Source organism: Pedobacter changchengzhani, from assembly GCF_004354365.1.
GTDB lineage: Bacteria > Bacteroidota > Bacteroidia > Sphingobacteriales > Sphingobacteriaceae > Pedobacter > Pedobacter changchengzhani.
In genome coordinates this window covers 1-16217 of record NZ_SJCY01000010.1, presented here as the reverse complement: position 1 = coordinate 16217, position 16217 = coordinate 1, and the positions used below count along the sequence as shown (strand labels likewise).

Here is a 16217-nt window from a genome sequence, read left to right as displayed (position 1 = left end):
AAAGCACTAGTCGCAAGCCTCCAATCTAATGTCTCAAATCTCATATCTCAAATCTGAGATACAATGAGTACAGGAAATATGAACTTAACGCTAAAAGTTTGGCGTCAAAAAGATAACAAAGCCAAAGGTGCTTTGGTGGATTATAAAATAGCCGGTATTTCTCCAGATATGTCTTTCTTGGAGATGTTCGATGTTTTAAACGAAGATTTGATCAATAAAGGTGATGAACCTGTAGTTTTTGATCATGATTGTCGCGAAGGCATTTGCGGTATGTGTTCGATGTTTATAAACGGCCGACCGCATGGACCAAAAGATTTAGTAACTACTTGCCAGTTACACATGCGTTCTTTTAAAGATGGCGATACTATTGTTGTAGAACCATGGAGAGCTGCTGCTTTTCCTGTTGTTAAAGATTTAACTGTAGATCGTTCGGCATTTGACAGAGTGATTGCTGCCGGTGGTTTTATTTCGGTAAACACGGGTAATGCTCAGGATGCAAACAATTTGCCAATACCAAAATTAAATGCAGATGCAGCTTTCGAGGCAGCAGCTTGTATTGGTTGCGGTGCTTGTGTGGCTACTTGTAAAAATGCTTCGGCAATGTTATTTGTATCGGCTAAAATTTCTCAATTGGCATTGTTACCGCAAGGCCAGCCAGAGCGTTATCGTCGTGTACAAAGTATGGTTGCCCAAATGGACGCCGAAGGTTTTGGAAACTGTACCAATACTGGTGCTTGCGAAGCAGAATGTCCTAAAGGAATATCTTTAGAAAACATTGCCCGCATGAACCGCGATTATGCTTCAGCAAAATTCGTTTCAGAAGAAACAATGTAAAAAATATACTGTGCGTCCGGTTTTTAAAATCGGATTCTTGAGCCTCCAAATATTTGGGGGCTTTTTTATTTAGTCATAGGATGAATATTAAGCTTTTGCAGGTATCCATACAATTAACTAAATATCAGCTACTTACCTAAACTACGCCCATATTTATTGTCTGTTAGATTGCTCCAAATAAAACTTAAAATCGTTCGTCCTTTCGAGCGATCCAGTACCTTAGGCAGGAAATGAGGCCAATAGATGGGGCTCATATTTAATGAGCGTAACTTGACCAATTTTTTGGCAGAGACGAATAATTGGATTCAATTCTTCAAAAAAGCAGCCAATTGAGGCCAATCAAAAAAATAGTTCCTAAAATTTGGAAATAGTTATCTTTTGAGATAACTTTGTGAAGTGAGTAGAGAACTTATTTTTTACGAACACCATTTTATAGAATTTTACCGAGTTCAAGATGAAAAGGTTAGAGGAAAAATTCAGTACGTATTTGAACTTATTAAGCAAGTTGAGAAAGTGCCCGAAAAATTTCTCAAACATTTGACTGGCACAGACGGATTTTATGAAGTCAGAATAGAATATCAGTCTAACATCTATAGAATATTTTGTTGTTTTGATGAAGGGAAATTAGTAGTGTTATTTAACGGGTTTCAAAAGAAAACACAAAAGACACCTTCAAAAGAGATTGATAAAGCTATAAAATTAAAGAATGAATATTTTAAAATTAAAAAAATTAAAATGAAAAATTACGGCAATATAAAAACATTTGACCAGCTGATTGATATTGAACACGGAAAAATTGGAACAGAAAGCAGAAGCATTTATGAAAAAAACTCGCAAATGTTTATTATAAGTGAGATGCTCAAAGGTGCGAGAAAAGAGGCTAAAATAACGCAAGAACAATTAGCAGAAAAAACCGGAACAAAAAAAAGCTACATTTCAAAAATTGAAAATGGAAGAGGAAATATACAACTTTCGACCTTAATTAGAATATTTGAAATTGGGCTTAATAAAAGAATTGGTTTAACATTTTTGTAATAATACTACATCGCAGAACATTCTCGTCTCTCAGAAAATGCTTTCCTGAACTATTGAACCTAGGATTTTTTATCCTCAAGTCAAAAATCTCGATTACAAATCAAGATTAACAATAAAATAAACAAGCAGACTTCTCATCGTGAAGAAATCGTTCGCACGCCTACCCATGCTGGAAATGGGATCGACATGAAGAGTAACGGTTGGAGGACTAATTGTAAATCCGTGATCGAACAACTATTGGATCCAAGCGTAAGGTCGTCTTTTCGCCTGTCATAAAGTCATGCCTTTTTTCCATAGGAACTTTTTGGAGGCAGAGCATAGCGAAATGCCTGCCTGCCTTATGCAAAGCAGGCGCAGGCGGGAATCGTAATGCTAAAGAAAACCTGTTTTAGCGTTATAGTATTTCTGCGTACATCAGTTTGCAGTACGTGCAAGAAAGACGAGAGGTGTACTACGAACATTGTGCCTTTATGTATTATTCATCCTGAACATTAACAAAATTTTATTTTGTAAAATTTGCAAATAATCAAAAAAACATTTAAATTTAAGGCTCCGAGACAGGAGTGAAACCACAAAACCCCAACTATTTTTAGATGGGGTTTTGTGGTTAATGACACTTTTAGCTATTTTATTTATTTAGCTTAAAATTTAATGCAATATTATACTTTACTCTAACCGGTTTACCATTCTGAATACCTGGATTCCATTTTTCAGAATTAGAGATTACTCGCAAGGCCTCTTTATCACACTCCGGGCTTAGGCCTTTCGTTACAGTAATATCCGTTAAATCTCCATTTCTTTCAACAATAAATGATAAGAAAACCTTTCCTTGGATATTATTTTTTACTGCTTCTGCTGGATATTTAAGGTTTTTACCAACATAATTGTAAAATGCGCCTATTCCCCCTGGAAATTCCGGTTGCTTATCTATTGAAACGAAATCGTAAATTTTCTCTTGTTTCGTATCCAATCTATAGGATATGTTTTTATTTATAGATGTAATTAACACAACTCCATTTTCTCCCTTCTTTCCATAAGCCGCTACTGCTGAAGCACCTTTCAACACGTTAAGACTAAGGATGGTATTGGGATCAAGATTTTCCATCTCAGCCTTAGAGATGACTTTTCCATCCAAAATAAACATAGCATTAATTGATTTAGGCAAATCATCGGAGCTTACAGTAAGATTTTCATTTTTTAGTGCTGTGGCGAAATTTTCGGTATTTTGGGATTTAGTATTCTTCTTTGTGGTAATTAGAATTACTCCGTACTTGCCCTTTTCGCCATATAAATCTGTTGCGGTTTTGTCTTTTAATACGTCGATTGATTTAATACTAGCTGGGCCAATTTTCCCAACAGCATCTTTATCGGCAATTACTCCATCAACAATGTAAAGCGGACTGTTTTTCGTTCCACCAATTAGTAAGTTAGTTGTTTTTACTATTTCACCAGTTTTAGCATTTTTAATTTCAAATTTAGTAGAATCGGTAGTTTGCGCTAGGCTGTGTTGTGCAGTTAATCCGGCCAATGCCAATACTGCTGCTTTTAAGGTATTTTTCATGGATTTTTGGTTTTTAGGTTCTTGGTTTTTAGAGGTTGTAAATGATTCCGCAACTGCAATTGGAGTACTTAAAGCATTTTTTACATCAGCAAAATTGTTCAACGGAATTTGATTTGTTATGGCTAAAATTCGTTTGCTTTTATTTAAAGTTGAAGATGATAATACTAACGCTAACCCAAATAAGGGTACAAATAATCCATATTTCAATATAGCTACCTTAGCTGAACGTTGCTTGTGTAGCATATAGATCCTTTTCTTCAACATCGATTTATTAAAAAAACTATTTGTTAGTGTGCTCGGACTTACCTTTAAAGCATGGCTAAGCAATAAAAGCGAATAGGTTTGTTTATCGCTCTGCAACCTAGCCGTTTCTTCATCGGCTAAGTATTCGTGAAGGTTTTTCACTTCATTTTTAAATAGATAACTTACTGGATTAAACCAGTTTATAATACCTAAAAATTCGAAAAACAAAACATCTAGGGTATGGAATTGCTTAATATGGATATTTTCGTGGTGGTTGATGGTTGCTTGTTGGGGCAAACAACTGCTCACTACCTTTCGGTTTAAAAAAGAGAATGCCTGTTCGCTCCTACCCACTTTAAAAAGCTTTTTTAATCGTAATAACCTAAATATCAGCTTTGCAGCAAAAAATATAATTCCAAAAACATATAGCGTGGCCAGTAATAATCCCCAATTAAAATGCTGTTCAGCATCGGCAACGATTACGCCTTGCGCAAGCAACTGATCTATACTTATATAAACTTGCTGATGTACTTCATCTTTGGCAAACCAATCGAGTTTGATATATGGTATTAAAAGCGATAATATACCCGCACTTACCAAATAAATCCTATTGATGACAAAATAAGTTTCCTTCGATAGTAAAAGCGCATAAAGTGCGTAAAAAGCAAGTAAATACAAATTTACCTGTATAAGATAATGTGCTATGTTCATCGTGGCCTGTTTTTAATTTTATTAATCATTTTCAGTATCTCGTCAACATCACTTAAATCTAGCTTCTCTTCTTTCACAAAAAACGAAAGCATACTTTCTGCAGAATTTTCATAATAATTCTCCAATAATTTTTCGGTAATATGGCGTTTATAGTCTTCTTTACTAACTAAGGGGAAATATTGGTGCGTTTTACCAAAAGCCTCATAGCCAATAAAACCTTTTGTTTCCAAAATTCTGATAATTGTAGATACCGTATTGTAGGCAGGTTTCGGGATGGGCAATTCATCAATCACATCTTTTACAAATGCTTTTTCCAACTGCCATAAAACCTGCATAATCTGTTCTTCGGCTTTAGTCAAATCTTTTATATCCATTATACTTAGTTAACAAGGATTGAAACAAATTTCATTTCCTGATTTAAAGGTATAACTAATTATTTAGTTATACAACTAATTTATTAGTTTTTAATAAGATTATTTTTGGATAAGTCGATTTAACGAAAAAAAAATCGAAATCTATTTAGGACTGAAATTGAGTGTAGATTGACTTGATTTTTATGCAGGTTAAATTTTTTCGGGAGTTAAAACTCCACAAAATAAATCGATAGAAGAAAGATAAATAGAATTTAAAGTGCGTTTAACACCTTTTAAGTGGGTTAAAATGAATATAAGATATGAATTTTTTGTCATACACCTATTGAAATAAAGTGATGAGATAATATGCTAAGATTACTTAGTTGAAGGAAAGAAAGTTTGCGAAAAATTGCGCTTTGAAAAATTATTCAAATCATTGAACTCGACAATGGATATATAGCTGCGCTGGCTAATGAGCAAAAGTAGCAGATGGCTATTTAAAAAGCACAGTTGCTCCCTTTATTAAAGTTGTTGATGTTTTTGCTGGTTTAATTACTAAATCATTATCGGCTTTTTGATTAAGATTTATCGATAAAGTAATTGCAATCATCATAAATACTGGAACCAATAAAAGTAAAAAAGGCGAAGTAGTTGTTAAAGTTTTCATATCGTTTTTGTTTTGATACCTCAAAGAAATGGAAGAAAAACAACGTGTTAAAATATATTATACAAAGTGTTTAAGTTTATAGATGAACGGTGCAATTTGAAGTTTGTCGATAAATATTGGCAAATTAGCCGTTGGTAGAAAAAAATAGCCTGTTGGTAGATTGTTTGTTTAAAAAATATAAAGTTTCTTTACTTTGGAGGCGCAAATACAAGTGTGTTTAAAAAATTTAGATTAAGTTTATCTGATTCAAAAACTATAAACAGCTCTTTACCAAATGAAAAATAATAGAGGTCCTATAATATTGCACAGCCTATTTTGGGGCATTATTGGAATCATTTTAATAGCTCAAACCATTTTGGGTGGCAGTAAACATACTAATTTAGATTACTTTATTACTTATGTAGTTTATGGGGTCATTAACATTTCTTTATTTTATATTAATTATATTTTCTTAATTCCGGAGTTAATTAAAAAACGCAAACGGTATTTTGTGTACATGGGCGTTTTTATTCTGCTTATCGCCATTTCTGCATTTGCGAAAATTACCATTGCCGTACTTTATCCTGATGATGTTTTAAAAACAGTACTGGCCAATGGAAAAGTAATAGAAATGCCGGTTAATACCTTCGCTATTATTGTAACCTTTATATCAGGATTTTTCTTGGTTTCGAGTTGCATTATCAAATTCACAATAGATTGGTTTTCTAACGAACGGGTGCAACGCAATTTGGAAAGTGAGCGTAGAGAAATGGAATTGCAGTTTTTAAAATCGCAGTTAAACCCACATTTCCTATTTAACTCGTTAAATAACATCTATTCTTTAGCCTACCAAAAATCGGATAAAACCGCTGACGCCATCATGAAGTTATCGGAAATTATGCGTTACATGATTTACGAAAGCAACACCCCTACTGTATCATTAAGTAAAGAGGTTGACTACTTAACAAGTTATATCGAGCTACAAAAAATACGTTTTAAAGATGGTGCATTTGTAGAATTGACCATACAAGGCGAGATAGACGACCAACAGATTGTGCCCTTAATGCTGATATCTTTTGTAGAAAATGCATTTAAACATGGCGTAATTAACGACCCTAAAGAGCCGATAAAAATTAGCATTATTGCAAATAAAAAGATTCTGAATTTTAGTGTAATCAATAAGAAAAATAATCAAAATAAAGATGCTCAAGGTGGCGTAGGTTTACCAAACGTAGAACGTCGCCTGCAACTTATTTACCCCGACCGATATAAATTAAATGTTGTAAATTCGGCTACGCATTACACCTGTGAGTTAATGATTGATATATAGAAGAAAGACCAAAGCAAAAAGACTAAAGCAAAAAGACCAAAGCAAAAAGACCAAAGCAGAAAGGATAAAGCAGAAAGACCAAAGGGGAAAGACCAAAGCAAAAAGACCAAAGCAAAAAGACCAAAGCAGAAAGACCAAAGCAGAAAGACCAAAGCAGAAAGACCAAAGCAAAAAGACTAAAGCGGAAAGACCAAAGCAGAAAGACCAAAGCAGAAAGACCAAAGCAGAAAGACCAAAGCGAAAGAGAAAAGCAGAAAGACCAAAGCAAAAAGACTAAAGCGGAAAGAATAAAGCAGAAAGACCAAAGCGGAAAGACCAAAGCAGAAAGACTAAAGCAGAAAGACCAAAGCAAAAAGACCAAAGCAGAAAGACCAAAGCAAAAAGACCAAAGCAGAAAGACCAAAGCAAAAAGACTAAAGCGGAAAGAATAAAGCAGAAAGACCAAAGCGAAAAGACCAATACTAGAAAACACAAGCACCTAAACTTAAATAAAGTTTCATGCGCAGCAGAAAAGCCTGATACTTGATACTCACTACTTGATACTACAAAATGACCTTAAATTGCATTATTGTTGATGACGAACCTCTAGCATTAGATATTTTAGAGGATTACATTTCTAAAGTTCCATTTTTAACTTTGGTAAAGCGTTGCGAAAATCCTATCGACGCTTTACAAACGGTACAAGAAGGCGGTATTGATTTGGTTTTTTTAGATATTCAAATGCCAGAGTTAACAGGTATTCAATTTTTAAAAATTGCGGGTAATAAATGTCATTATATTTTAACCACTGCTTACCCAGAATATGCGTTAGAGAGTTATGATTTGAACGTATCGGATTACCTGCTTAAACCAATCGCTTTTGATCGTTTTTATAAAGCTGTAGAAAAAGTTCATAAGCAAATTAAACCTGCCGAACCGACTACAAATACCATACAGCCCTTAGTATCCGCACAGCCTTTTGTGGCTCCGCCAAACCCCGTACAAGATTTTATATTCGTTAAAACCGAACACAAAATTCAAAAAATATACTTACACGATATTTTATTTATTGAGGGTTTAAAAGATTACATTTCTATTTTTACTAAGGATGAGCGCGTAATTACATTGCAAAGCATGAAGAAAATGGAAGAAGCGTTGCCAACCGCGCAGTTTATCCGGGTGCACAAATCATACATCATCGCAATTGATAAAATTAAAAGTATCGAGCGCAGCAGAATTACCATCAATGATAAAATAATCCCCGTAGGTGATACGTATAGAGATGAATTTTATAAAGTGATTGGTAATAAGAATATTTAGATTGAAGGAGTCCGAGGTCGGAAGTCCGAAGATAAAAGTTATAAAGAGTCCGAAAGTCGGAAAAGTCAGTAAAGTCCGAGGTCGGAAGTCCGAAGCCCGAAGATAAAAATTTTAAAAAGTCCGAAAGTCGGAAAAGTCGGGAAGTCGGAAAAGCCAGTAAAGTCCGATTATAAGAGCCTGAAAGTCAGTAAGTCATGGCTGTGAGTTGCTAACTAAAAAACCAATCAGCCAAAAAACCAAAAAACTACTGCCCAAGCACTTTCCTAATCGCAGTTTCTGCTTCCAAAGTAATATCGTTTGCAGTTTTTCCTTCAGGTTCGATAGGCGTAAGAACCGTCCATTTTAAAGCGTTACCAGTAGTTAATGGAAACAAACCATAGCGTACAATTTTCCACGAATTTTCGATGGCAATTGGCACAACAAGTGCATTAGGAACTGCCTTTAACAAAGTAGCAACCCCGCCAAACTGAAAAGTTTTTATTTTACCGTCTTTTGCGCGTGTACCTTCGGGAAAAATAACCGTACTCCAATTATTTTCCTTCATTCTTCGTCCAAGTTTAATAATTTCAGAGATTGCTTGCTTATTATCCTTTCGATCGATATTTGCGCCGCCACCCAACCTTAAATTTATAGAAATAGAAGGAATGCCTTTTGTTAACTCAATTTTAGAAATAAATTTTGCATGGTGCTTCCTTAAAAACCAAATTAATGAAGGAATATCATATAAGCTTTGATGATTAGAGGCGAAGATGATCGGCCGATCGGTAGGTAAATCGAAATTGTTTTTAAAGGATACAGAATTCGCAAGAAAAAACTGTGAATAGGTAAGAAAAAAATTAAGTGCATCAACAGAAAGTTTGTGCGCTTTATAGCCAAAAAGCTTATAACTCACCCATTGTATCGGGTGGAAAATTAAAAGCGATAACCCAAAAGAAATATAAAATATGGGTGTAAGGATATATCCAAAAAACTTACTCATTGCAGCATCAAAATTTTAGCAAATATAAACATTACAAACTGCCATTTAACATCATAATTTTGGCTTTCAAAATGCAAGCTACACTCATAGAATCGGTAATTACACCATTCATCACCATTGCATAAGCATCATTAAAAGGTAGTTTTTTAACGATAAGTTGTTCGGTTTCTTCGGGCATTGCAATGCCTTCAATTAAATCTGTTGCAACATACATAATGGCAAATTCATCGCTTACAGAATTTGATAAGTGCATTCTCTGAATTTCAGTCCATTTTTTAGCACTCAAACCGGTTTCTTCCAAAAGTTCGCGTCTGGCGCTTTCTAACGGGTCTATGCCTAAAACTCCTCCACCTTCGGGTATTTCCCAACTATACGCATTTAGTGGATAGCGATACTGACCAACCAACCAAGTATTGTAATCTCTATCCAAAGGTAAAATGCCAATGGCGATATTTTTAAAATGAACCACACCGTAAATGCCGTTTCCACCTGATGGATTGATAACCTGATGCTCGGTTAAATTAATCCAATTGTTATCGTATCTTACATCGCTATTTAGGGTTTGCCAGGGATTAATCTCTTCCATACTGCAAGGTATAAAGTTAAACGCCGAAAGTTAACCGATTAAATAAATTTTATACTGAAATTAACTGTATTTTAAAATGAGCCTTCATCGGTTCTATTATCTTGTTGCTCGGTTTTTTTAGGTTTATTAAAGTTAAATGTGCTTTTTCCGAAGCGGTAAGAAAATGTTAAGTTACCCGTTGTACCGCGCATTCCACGTTGAAAATCTACCAGCGTACTGCCACTATTTGTAGTCATGCTCCACACGCGAGTATTAAAAATATCTCTAATATTTAAACTTAAAGATGCTTTCTTATTCGGGAAATCATATTTAGCACCGCCATCGAGCCCGTACATTGCGTTACGTTTTCCTTGAGCCATAATTTCTGCAGCTCTATAATCTCCACGTACCTGTACCGAAACATTTTTTACAACTGTTAAGTTCCCTGTTAAATTAGCATTCCAGCTAAAACCGCTATTTTCTAAAATTCCGAACGCTGGTACGCCCACAAGTTTACTCTGGTATAAATTTGCATTTGCAGTAAAATTTAAAGCCTTTATTAAATCGAACCGACCAATTAATTCTAAACCACTGTTTATAGCTCTAGTTAAGTTTTGTGGCGTAGAGGTTATAATACCCGCAGCATTTGGCTCGCTCCTTACGCGTTGTACAACATCGTTGGTTTGGCGAACATAAACGGAAGACGTAAAAGTTACGGCTTTCCAATATTTGCTGTATGCCAATTCAAATGAATGTACATCCTCAGGCAATAAATTTGGATTTCCTTGGCGATAATTAAAAGGATCGGAAACATCCAAAAATGGATTGGTATCCCAAGCTCTCGGTCTGTTTACCCTTCTAGTGTAACTCAATTGCAGGGTTTGGTCGTTTTTTAGTTTCTGACTTAGAAATACGCTCGGATAAAGTCTTGTATAGTGAATTCTGCCCGGCGTAGCGTACAAAACATTCCCATTAAAGCCTTCTAAATAGGTATCCAAACTGGCATCCTCTCCTCTTAACCCAAGTTGGTAACCAAAATTTTTAATTTGATTTTGGTAGTTGAAATACAACGCATGCACCTGATCTTTATTAGAGAAAAAGTTATTTAACTTATTATTGCTTACGTAAATGGTCGCACTTAAAAGAGAATCTGCGTATTGCGTATTGTTACCTAACTTAATTTGACTGCGATAACCGGCCTCAATTTTGCCCTCCTTACCAATTGGCAAAGTATAATCTGCTTGGATGTTATAATTAGTATTATCGCCATTATTTATGGTATGTTGGATGCTCGGTGGCAAACTTACATCAATACCATTTTTGTTGTAAATATTGGTATTATAAGCTTGCGTGTTGTCATTTTTCCCTTCAGAATAACCAAAATTAAACGTCAATTCCTCTTTAGGTTTATTAAATTTTTGGGTATAATCTAAGTTTAAATCAAAGCTATTTCCAGTTCCATCATTAATGTTATTTCTATTGCTTAATATAAGCGGATTGCCAAGTTTCCCTAACTGATCAATGCCTATATTTTCATTTCGGTTATTTTCTCTAGCATTAAAACCGCCTGATAAACTAACCACACTTTTCGGCGCCAAATAATAATCAATACCCGCTTTTACATTGTTGCCTTTATCTGCCGAAGTACTTGAAGTGGCTTGATTTACAAAACCAATGGTGCCTGGAGAATTAAAATAGGTAATATTTTGATAACCCCCAATCAACCGATTGCCATCTCTATAACTATAATTTCCGTAAACATTCAATTTACTATTTTGGAAACTTAAATTCGTATTCGCATTGTAGCTATCGCGATTACCAGCCGTTAACGCAACCGAACCATTAAAACCTAATTTTGTATTTTTCTTTAAAACAATGTTGATAATCCCCGATTGACCTTCTGCATCGTACTTAGCAGATGGATTAGTGATTACTTCGACACTTTCAATTGAACTTGCCGGAATTGATTGAAGAATTTGAGCAACATTTCCACCAGCAATTAAAGATTGTTTTCCGTCAATCAAAACCTTTACACCCGTAGATCCACGTAAACTCACATTGCCATCAATATCTGTTTGTACAGATGGCACATTTTGCAATAAATCTGACGCAGAACCACCTTCACTTACCAAACTTTGATCCACAGAAAAGACCTTTTTATCAATACCTAATTGGATAGCTGCTTTTTGTGAAGTAACAGTTACCTCGCTAAGCACGTTTCCTTTAGCAACGTTCATTTTTATAGCACCAAAATTTAAAGTTCCTGTTGTACTGTTGAGGCTAACATTATCTCTAACCATTGTTTGATAACCTACATAACTAATTTTGAAAGTGAAAATACCGTTTGGCAAATCCACCATTGAAAATGCACCATTTATATCTGTTTGAGTAATTTTAACAGTTGCTTTAGTGCTTTTATTAATCAATATTGCTGATGCAAATGGAATAGTTTCGCCCGTACTTGCATCTTTTAAAACACCTTTTATTGCCGATTTCCCGTTGCTTTGCGCGAAAACATTAAGCGTTAAAAAAGTTAAAAAAAGGAGGAGCTTTATTGTTTTTGAAAGAAATAATTTCATTAAATATTTTGAATTATAAGTGTGCTTTAAGCAGTTGCAAATTAACGCCAACTATAATTTAAAACTATGGTAGTAACTGTTTTATTACAGCAAAAAGACGTAATATTTTTGTTCCTATTTAACAGAATTACCGATTTAAATATCAAGTTATCGTTTATTGAAGTGGTAAAATTGTTACTTTTGATTTATCATGAGCAAAAAAATACTTATTGTCGACGACTTACATCCCACCTTTAAAGAAGAAGCTATAAAATTAGGATTTGAGGTAGATGACGAACCGCAAATTACTAGAGCAGAAACACTTGCGAAAATTAAGGATTACGTTGGTATAGCTGTTAGAACGAAGTTTAGAATTGATGCAGAGATTTTTGAGGCAGCAAATCAATTAAAATTTATCGCTCGTGCTGGCGCTGGTTTAGATAATATTGATGTTAAACTTGCTGGTGAAAAAGGTATAAAACTCATTAATGCACCAGAAGGCAATTGCGATGCCGTTGGCGAACATGCCGTAGGTTTACTTTTATCGTTGATGAATAATTTTCGCAGAGCGGATATGGAGATTCGCAATGGCATTTGGGATAGAGAAGGTAACCGTGGTTACGAGCTAAAAGGCAAAAAAGTTGGTATTGTTGGCTACGGACACATGGGTCAAAGTTTTGCGCAAAAATTGGCAGGTTTTGGGGTGGATGTTATGGCGTATGACAAATACAAAACTGGCTTTAGCGATAAATTTGCCCGCGAAGTAAGTATGGAAGAAATTGTTAAACACAGTGATGTACTCAGCCTGCATATTCCATTAACTACAGAAACCAAGCAAATGGTTGACGATGAATATTTTTATCATTTTAAAAAACCAATTTTCTTTATCAATACGGCCCGTGGCGAAATTGTGAATACTCAGGCTGTATTAAAATACATAAAAGAAGGTAAAATTTTAGGTGCCGGTTTAGATGTTTTGGAAGCGGAAAAATTCCCTAATTTAAGTGGACAAACTTGGTACAGAGAACTTAGCGAAAACCAAAAAGTTATTTTAACACCACATGTTGGCGGCTGGACGTTCGATTCTTACCGTAAAATATCAGAGGTTTTGGTAGAGAAGTTGAAAAGCTTATAAGGTTTAGTATTTTGGTCATCCGATGAATATCTTCACAATGCATATATTCATCGGATGACTAATCATTAGAGCTAATTTTTCGCCACTATCATAATAGCTAAACCATGAACGAACACTCGTGATTAGAAAGTAGAAATTAATTTTTCTTGCTAAATAGATTGCTTCGTGCCTCGCAATGACGACATAAATAAAAAAACCTCTTAGGTTTTCAGATCCTGCGAGATTGGCATTTCCTAGTTTCTCAGACCAATTTACTTTGATTTATAACCGAATCTTTTTTTTGCTTCTTCGTGACTGAAAGACTTTCCGCTATTTAACTGGTCAATTCCCTCTAACACATCACTTTGTTGGTCATTGTGTAATCCATCAAACCAGTCTAAATCTCTACTGTTTAGTAACGACTGAATATCTTTAATTAGTCCTTCATCATTAGTATTGATAATCTTTTGTAATATAGTAAGTTTCTCCGCCATGAAATCCGTAATCAAATTTAACGAAATTTATTTCTATTTTCCAAAGTTGCATTTTGAACTTATATAAAAAAACCTCGCAGGTTTTAAAAACCTGCGAGGTTTATATCGCTATTAAAAACCCCTTTAGGGGTTTGGGGTCTTAGGGGTTTGGAGTCTTAAACTCGCTCGTTTTATGAAAATCTATATCAGGATAATCCTGTTTAGTTAAATTAATCATGTATTCACTATCGGATAAATAAACCGGATTCGCTTCTTTATCGAAACCAATATGTTGCTGTTTGCGCTTTACAAACTCTTCCAATTTCTTTTTATCAGTAGAAGTTACCCAACTCGAACGTGTGTAACTTAACGTACGGAACCGACATTTAGCGCTATATTCATGCTCCAAACGGAAGTTAATCACCTCAAACTGAAGTTCTCCAACAGCGCCGATTACTTTTCTATTGCCGGGTTGCATTACAAACAATTGCGCCACACCTTCATCAGTTAACTGTTCAATTCCTTTTTCTAACTGCTTTGTACGCATTGGATCCATATTTTCTACTTCCTTAAAAATAGATGGGGAAAAACTTGGTATGCCTTTAAATTGCAACTTTTCACCTTCGGTAAGTGTATCGCCAATTTTGAAGTTACCACTGTCGTACAAACCGACCACATCACCAGGCCAAGCTTCTTCTACAATGCTTTTCTCATTTGCCATAAAATCCATCGGGTTCGAGAACTTTAATTTCTTGTTTTGGCGGGTATGGTAATAGAATTTATTACGTTCAAATTTACCAGAACAAATGCGCAAGAAAGCTATTCTGTCTCTATGTTTTGGATCTAAATTAGCGTGAATTTTAAATACAAAACCACTAAAGTTTTTCTCTTCTACCAAAACATCACGCTCTTCAGCTTCGCGGTGTCGCGGACTCGGGGCAATATCAATAAATGTATCTAAAAGCTCTTTAATGCCGAAATTATTAATAGCACTACCAAAAAAAACTGGCGCCACTAAACCTTCGTTATATAATTCCTTATCAACTTTTCCGTAAATTCCATCAACCAGTTCCACGTCGTCTTTTAGGTTGTTAATCTCGTTCTCTTTTAGGTAATTTAAAAGCGAGGCGTCATTTAGATCACTCACAGCAATAACCGAATCGGTAACTTTACTTTTATCAGAATTGAATAAGTTTAAGTGCTTATTGTAAATGCTATATACCCCTTTAAAAGTATGCCCTTGACCAATTGGCCAAGAAAGCGGGCACAAACTAATGTTTAATTTTTCTTCAATCTCATCCAATAAATCGTACGCATCTTTACCTTCCCTATCCATTTTATTGATGAAAATAATTACAGGCGTATTTCGCATCCGGCAAACCGACATTAATTTTTCAGTCTGTTCCTCTACACCTTTTACGCAATCTACCACCAAAATAACACTATCTACTGCCGATAAAGTCCGGTAAGTATCTTCAGCAAAATCTTTGTGACCAGGTGTATCTAAAATATTAATGCGTTTTCCGGCATATTCGAAACCCATAACCGAAGTTGCCACAGAGATACCACGCTGTTTCTCAATCTCCATAAAATCGGAAGTATTGCTTTGGCTTGCCTTGTTACGTTTTAACGCCCCAGCCGTATTAATTGCACCTCCAAAAAGCAGAAATTTTTCTGTTAAAGTTGTCTTTCCAGCATCGGGGTGACTAATAATGGCAAATGTTTTGCGTTTTTCTATTTCAGGGTTAAGCATAATAAAATTGGATAAAAAAGGAGATGATGAAACTGAGTTAAAGAAATTTAACTGCGATAAGATTTGAATAGTTTTGCTTCATCAGGTTGCAAAGATAAGAAAAGCTTTTGATTTGGTTATTGTTGATTTCCCATGCTTTTAATTGGAAATAAAAATTGGAAATTAGTTGTAACGGTTCTGCGGATAGTACAATTATGCTATTCAATTTGCAGTACGCATCCCTTTGCGACAATCTTTTAGCAGTAAAGTTACTAACTCTAACTAGGCATGTGCTTATTAGAGTTAGTAACTTTCGAGGTGCATTTAAAAGCATTTCTATTTGCGTCGAGTTTATTTTACAATTAGCTTGTTTGCTTGAAGAATTTAACCACCCCCGCCCCTCCTAAATTAGGAGGGGAGTAGCGACCGATAAATAGCGAAAGTTTAGTAATAGCTTTAGTTTTCCATTTGCTAGTATTTCCGTAAATCAGCTCCCCTCACTATTTTCAAGGAAGGGAGTAGCTACCGACAAATAGCGAAAATTTAGTAATAATTGTAGTTATCTTTTTGCTAGCATTTCCGTAAATCAGCTCCCTCCTTATTTTCAAGGAGGGGTTGGGGGTGGTTTTTAGTTAGTATGCTACAAACCTTCGTTACTAAACCTGTATTCTATGGTTTTTACAAGAAAAAAGGCAATTATTTTTTGAGAAGCATTATTTTAGATATGCCCTCTGAATTTCTTTTATGCAATCATCTCTGCAAGATATGGGGTTCCTCTTTTTAT

General features: G+C 35.0%; 14 protein-coding genes. 6 read left to right on the top strand and 8 right to left on the bottom strand.

Annotation, left to right across the window (positions count from 1 at the left end):
- Positions 1-63: 63 nt before the first annotated feature.
- Both EZJ43_RS13590 and EZJ43_RS17505 read left to right on the top strand, forming a co-directional pair.
- Positions 64-834, top strand: coding sequence for a succinate dehydrogenase/fumarate reductase iron-sulfur subunit (locus tag EZJ43_RS13590; RefSeq protein ID WP_133263267.1), 771 nt, complete (start codon positions 64-66; stop codon positions 832-834).
- A gap of 396 nt (positions 835-1230) precedes the next feature.
- Positions 1231-1869 (top strand): type II toxin-antitoxin system RelE/ParE family toxin, encoded by a 639-nt coding sequence (locus tag EZJ43_RS17505; RefSeq protein ID WP_133263266.1) that lies wholly within the window; start codon positions 1231-1233, stop codon positions 1867-1869.
- A 628-nt stretch (positions 1870-2497) separates the two neighbouring features.
- Here the strand turns inward: EZJ43_RS17505 and EZJ43_RS13580 are convergent.
- The 3 genes from EZJ43_RS13580 to EZJ43_RS17225 all read right to left on the bottom strand — a co-directional run bounded on the left by EZJ43_RS13580 (position 2498) and on the right by EZJ43_RS17225 (position 5404).
- Positions 2498-4384: a M56 family metallopeptidase gene (locus EZJ43_RS13580; RefSeq protein WP_133263265.1), complete on the bottom strand. Its 1887-nt coding sequence runs from the start codon at positions 4382-4384 to the stop codon at positions 2498-2500.
- Positions 4381-4758 (bottom strand): BlaI/MecI/CopY family transcriptional regulator, encoded by a 378-nt coding sequence (locus EZJ43_RS13575; RefSeq protein WP_133263264.1) that lies wholly within the window; start codon positions 4756-4758, stop codon positions 4381-4383. Before EZJ43_RS13575 ends, EZJ43_RS13580 begins: the two co-directional genes overlap by 4 nt.
- A gap of 472 nt (positions 4759-5230) precedes the next feature.
- The gene (locus tag EZJ43_RS17225; protein ID WP_165953176.1) at positions 5231-5404 is read right to left on the bottom strand and encodes a hypothetical protein; all 174 of its coding nucleotides are present in this window, start codon (positions 5402-5404) and stop codon (positions 5231-5233) included.
- A gap of 274 nt (positions 5405-5678) precedes the next feature.
- Here EZJ43_RS17225 and EZJ43_RS13570 point away from each other — a divergent pair, with 274 nt between their 5' ends.
- From EZJ43_RS13570 to EZJ43_RS13550, 3 genes are all read left to right on the top strand, one after another.
- Positions 5679-6713, top strand: coding sequence for a sensor histidine kinase (locus EZJ43_RS13570; protein WP_133263263.1), 1035 nt, complete (start codon positions 5679-5681; stop codon positions 6711-6713).
- On the top strand, positions 6703-6990 hold the full coding sequence (locus EZJ43_RS17220; protein WP_165953175.1) for a hypothetical protein: 288 nt from the start codon (positions 6703-6705) through the stop codon (positions 6988-6990). The genes EZJ43_RS13570 and EZJ43_RS17220 overlap by 11 nt, the downstream gene beginning before the upstream one ends.
- Positions 6991-7262: 272 nt before the next feature.
- The gene (locus EZJ43_RS13550; protein ID WP_133263261.1) at positions 7263-8012 is read left to right on the top strand and encodes a LytR/AlgR family response regulator transcription factor; all 750 of its coding nucleotides are present in this window, start codon (positions 7263-7265) and stop codon (positions 8010-8012) included.
- 244 nt (positions 8013-8256) lie between these two features.
- Here EZJ43_RS13550 and EZJ43_RS13545 read toward each other — a convergent pair whose 3' ends face one another.
- From EZJ43_RS13545 to EZJ43_RS13535, 3 genes are all read right to left on the bottom strand, one after another.
- Positions 8257-8991, bottom strand: coding sequence for a lysophospholipid acyltransferase family protein (locus tag EZJ43_RS13545; protein ID WP_133263260.1), 735 nt, complete (start codon positions 8989-8991; stop codon positions 8257-8259).
- A 31-nt stretch (positions 8992-9022) separates the two neighbouring features.
- On the bottom strand, positions 9023-9577 hold the full coding sequence (locus EZJ43_RS13540) for an NUDIX domain-containing protein (protein ID WP_133263259.1): 555 nt from the start codon (positions 9575-9577) through the stop codon (positions 9023-9025).
- A gap of 71 nt (positions 9578-9648) precedes the next feature.
- Positions 9649-12135: an outer membrane beta-barrel family protein gene (locus EZJ43_RS13535; RefSeq protein ID WP_133263258.1), complete on the bottom strand. Its 2487-nt coding sequence runs from the start codon at positions 12133-12135 to the stop codon at positions 9649-9651.
- 190 nt (positions 12136-12325) lie between these two features.
- Here EZJ43_RS13535 and EZJ43_RS13530 point away from each other — a divergent pair, with 190 nt between their 5' ends.
- Positions 12326-13249, top strand: coding sequence for a 2-hydroxyacid dehydrogenase (locus tag EZJ43_RS13530; protein WP_133263257.1), 924 nt, complete (start codon positions 12326-12328; stop codon positions 13247-13249).
- A 251-nt stretch (positions 13250-13500) separates the two neighbouring features.
- On the opposite strand, the gene EZJ43_RS13525 is transcribed toward EZJ43_RS13530, so the two are convergent.
- Both EZJ43_RS13525 and EZJ43_RS13520 read right to left on the bottom strand, forming a co-directional pair.
- On the bottom strand, positions 13501-13722 hold the full coding sequence (locus EZJ43_RS13525) for a hypothetical protein (protein ID WP_133263256.1): 222 nt from the start codon (positions 13720-13722) through the stop codon (positions 13501-13503).
- 139 nt (positions 13723-13861) lie between these two features.
- Positions 13862-15454: a peptide chain release factor 3 gene (locus tag EZJ43_RS13520; RefSeq protein ID WP_133263255.1), complete on the bottom strand. Its 1593-nt coding sequence runs from the start codon at positions 15452-15454 to the stop codon at positions 13862-13864.
- Positions 15455-16217 lie beyond the last annotated feature (763 nt).